Consider the following 2,763-nt stretch of genomic DNA (forward strand, 5'->3'; position numbering starts at 1 on the left):
TTTTCATCCATAAGATCATAGACGATGCTCCTGAAAGCGTTTAGCAACAAAGAAAATACCAGCACATGCGGCTAAAACCATAATGGTGGCCAAAGCCCATTGGATGGGTCCATTTCCTGCTAATAAGCCTCCAAGCCCAGAAAAAGAACCAATAATCGGTGCAAGGGCTTCGGCTTTGAAAACCCCCGTTGGTGCTTGCGTTTCTACTGTTTGATAATTGGAGGAAACAAAAGCCCCTTTCGCCCATAAGCCTGTTTCTGCCGCACGCCGGTGTGCGAGACCTTCAAGACGCTTCCCGCCTGCTTTGGTCCATTTCTGTAGCTCTGCAGGGACAGCTTCATATTCACCTTGATTGAGCTTTTTTAACAGTGTCGAGTTACAAAAGGCTGTTGTTCCTACATTATAGCAAAAGGATACTAACGCCGCGAATTGTTCATCTGTTAATGAAACTGTAACCGCGCGTTCAACGGCATTTTCAAATTGTCTTAAGTCTTGGCAAAGAAGTTCTTCTGCTTGCTTTTCAGTGATTGTCATGCCTTCGTAAATAAAAGGTTTTCCAGCACTGTTTGTATGTCCATAACCTATTGTCCACACCCCAATGGCATCTTTATAGGCGTTCAAACGCAAACCTTCCCATTGTTTGATAAGTGCTAGTCCTTCTGATGATATTTTTCGCATATGATTCTCCATAAAAAAAGCCCCGCAAAAGCAGAGCTGGATTAAAAAATTGACATCTTTCCTATTCGGAAAGATAGCTTGGTTAAGCTTCATGTCGCTTTTTCATTGGAATAAAAGAAGATTTTTTCTCAACTTTTAATTTCTTTCTTGACAAATATTCGTTTATAAACGAATATACATCATGTTTGAAATACGTCACTACCTTACTTCTGATGGCAAAGACTTGATAGCTGATTGGCTGCGAAAGCTCCGTGATATGCAGGCTAAAACTGCAATTATTCGCCGCCTTAATCGTTTAGAGCAGGGAAACTTTGGCGATTTCAAGCCGCTTCGTGAGGGTGTTCATGAATTGCGTATTAATGTTGGTCCTGGCTACCGAGTTTATTATGTCCAATCTGGAAAGACCGTATTGTTGCTATTATGCGGTGGCAGCAAAAAAACACAAGAGACTGATATCACTCGTGCATGTGCTTGCTGGCGTGATTGGCAAAACCGTGAAGATTAAAGGAGTGCAAAAATGAAAGACCGTAACCATGATGATGCAATGGCAGAAATATTCCGTGATGATCCTGAGTTGGCAGCGGCTACCCTTGATGCAATCCTAGCAGATGGTGATCAGGGTGAACTGCTTGTAACTCTACGCCAAATGGCCAAAGCTTATGGTGGTGTTCAAGCTGTAGCTAAAGCAGCCAACTTGAACCCAACACAACTTTACCGTACACTTTCAGAGAAAGGTAATCCAGAGTTCCGCAGCTTGAATGCTTTACTACGTACCATGGGGTTTCGTTTGGCTGTACAGCCTCTTGAACGACCAGTTCCACACGTGTAACTTTAGTGTTCACTCCCCACCTTTAAAGATGGGGAAGGGAGGTACTTAAGCAACATTTTTAATGGGGCTGTCTAAATTTGGTTCATAAGCACGCAACAAAGAATCCATGCTATGCGGTAGTTCTGAAGCTCCAAAATCTGTAAGAATTGCCAAAATCTTTGTAATATTAGGCACGTCATCTTGAAGTTTTAAAATCAAAGCTTTTTCCACTACACTCATAGTGTCAACCAAAGCAGTACACTCTTTGTTGCTTATATTTTCATGTCTAGAAAATTGAGATAATGCTATCCACAAATCGCATAAAAAGTTAGTATCTACCTTCATTGCACACCTCCATGGATTTGTTCTCTTAAACATGCCAATCCTCTAGATGTGATTTTAGTTGAAGGGAGCACCTTCTCTGTTCCGTCCGGTCTTTGAATGGTAATAGCAGGACAGTCCATGAATCCTTTCTTTATTTTGTCCTGATAAGGTAACAGAGGCGCCCCTGGAGCCCGTCGATACACCCAATCATGTTTACGCAAGTAATCCGTTAAATCCTTAGGTCGTACCTCTAACATCTTTGCAGCTTCAATAAGACCAAACAAACCATCAGAGCGTTTTAAGCCATCCAAAGCTTCTGCTTTTGGTGCTAATTCAGCAATAACATGATCTTTCTGCTCTATTTGATTTTGTAAGTGATTCAAAACACCAAGTAATGCTTCGGGTTTGGAATAATCAACTTGCGGAGCGGCTATCTGTGGTGTTGCTACTTGTTTTAACCGTCTTTCACATTCGATAAAGTATAAACGGGCTTCTCTACCTTTCTTATTATTCTCAAGCATAGAAAGTTCTTTAGCTACGCTTAAAGTTAGATGATAATCTTTACGATTGTGACCACCCCTGCCTTTGCTTCCCAAAATAGGGAAGCAAACAAAGTCTTGATTTTCTACCAAATTATATCTGTTGATACGTTCAGTAATCCAGTCCGCAAATTTTTTACCTACTTCTAAAAAACTATGCAATTCACGTGCATTTACTGTTTGAACAATTTCCTGTCCAACAATTTGTTCCGATATCGGAATAAGAGTGTTCATTATGAACTCCTGTGTAATTAGATGTTTTTCATTGACACCCAAAAAGAGTGCCGGGTGCTGAAAAACACGGTACACAGTCCGTCGTTATGCTTTCCCCATAAGGGTATTGTATAGCGTAACTACACCCGACAAATCTATTATATGCATGTAGCATATAATGAGTCAAAGTCTTTAATGTGC

5 protein-coding genes are annotated in these 2,763 nt (G+C 40.9%); 2 read left to right on the forward strand and 3 right to left on the reverse strand.

Translation table 11 applies throughout. The features are described 5' to 3' along the window. Positions 1-15 precede the first annotated feature (15 nt). Positions 16-678 carry a lysozyme gene (locus ACFIKE_RS09090; protein ID WP_375649455.1) on the reverse strand — a complete coding sequence of 221 codons (663 nt, stop codon included), beginning with the start codon at positions 676-678 and terminating at the stop codon, positions 16-18. 181 nt (positions 679-859) lie between these two features. Here ACFIKE_RS09090 and ACFIKE_RS09095 point away from each other — a divergent pair, with 181 nt between their 5' ends. Together ACFIKE_RS09095 and ACFIKE_RS09100 are read left to right on the forward strand one after the other, a co-directional pair. Continuing rightward, a complete protein-coding gene (locus tag ACFIKE_RS09095; RefSeq protein ID WP_015857128.1) occupies positions 860-1,183 on the forward strand; it encodes a type II toxin-antitoxin system RelE/ParE family toxin in 324 nt (107 codons plus the stop codon). Between the two features lie 12 nt (positions 1,184-1,195). Beyond that, positions 1,196-1,507 carry a DNA-binding protein gene (locus tag ACFIKE_RS09100; RefSeq protein WP_208439803.1) on the forward strand — a complete coding sequence of 104 codons (312 nt, stop codon included), beginning with the start codon at positions 1,196-1,198 and terminating at the stop codon, positions 1,505-1,507. 45 nt (positions 1,508-1,552) lie between these two features. On the opposite strand, the gene ACFIKE_RS09105 is transcribed toward ACFIKE_RS09100, so the two are convergent. After that, positions 1,553-1,831 (reverse strand): hypothetical protein, encoded by a 279-nt coding sequence (locus ACFIKE_RS09105; protein WP_375649458.1) that lies wholly within the window; start codon positions 1,829-1,831, stop codon positions 1,553-1,555. Then, on the reverse strand, positions 1,828-2,583 hold the full coding sequence (locus ACFIKE_RS09110) for an antA/AntB antirepressor family protein (RefSeq protein WP_375649460.1): 756 nt from the start codon (positions 2,581-2,583) through the stop codon (positions 1,828-1,830). The genes ACFIKE_RS09105 and ACFIKE_RS09110 overlap by 4 nt, the downstream gene beginning before the upstream one ends. Between the last annotated feature and the right edge of the window lie 180 nt (positions 2,584-2,763).

The sequence above is a fragment of the Bartonella sp. MU70NMGDW genome, from assembly GCF_042194085.1.
In the GTDB taxonomy this organism is placed as follows: Bacteria; Pseudomonadota; Alphaproteobacteria; order Rhizobiales; family Rhizobiaceae; genus Bartonella; species Bartonella grahamii.

Coding starts and splice junctions, on each gene's coding strand:
- ACFIKE_RS09100 (WP_208439803.1), top strand. CDS start 1,196: ATGAAAGACCGTAACCATGATGATGCAATGGCAGAAATATTCCGTGAT.
- ACFIKE_RS09095 (WP_015857128.1), top strand. CDS start 860: ATGTTTGAAATACGTCACTACCTTACTTCTGATGGCAAAGACTTGATA.
- ACFIKE_RS09090 (WP_375649455.1), bottom strand. CDS start 678: ATGCGAAAAATATCATCAGAAGGACTAGCACTTATCAAACAATGGGAA.
- ACFIKE_RS09110 (WP_375649460.1), bottom strand. CDS start 2,583: ATGAACACTCTTATTCCGATATCGGAACAAATTGTTGGACAGGAAATT.
- ACFIKE_RS09105 (WP_375649458.1), bottom strand. CDS start 1,831: ATGAAGGTAGATACTAACTTTTTATGCGATTTGTGGATAGCATTATCT.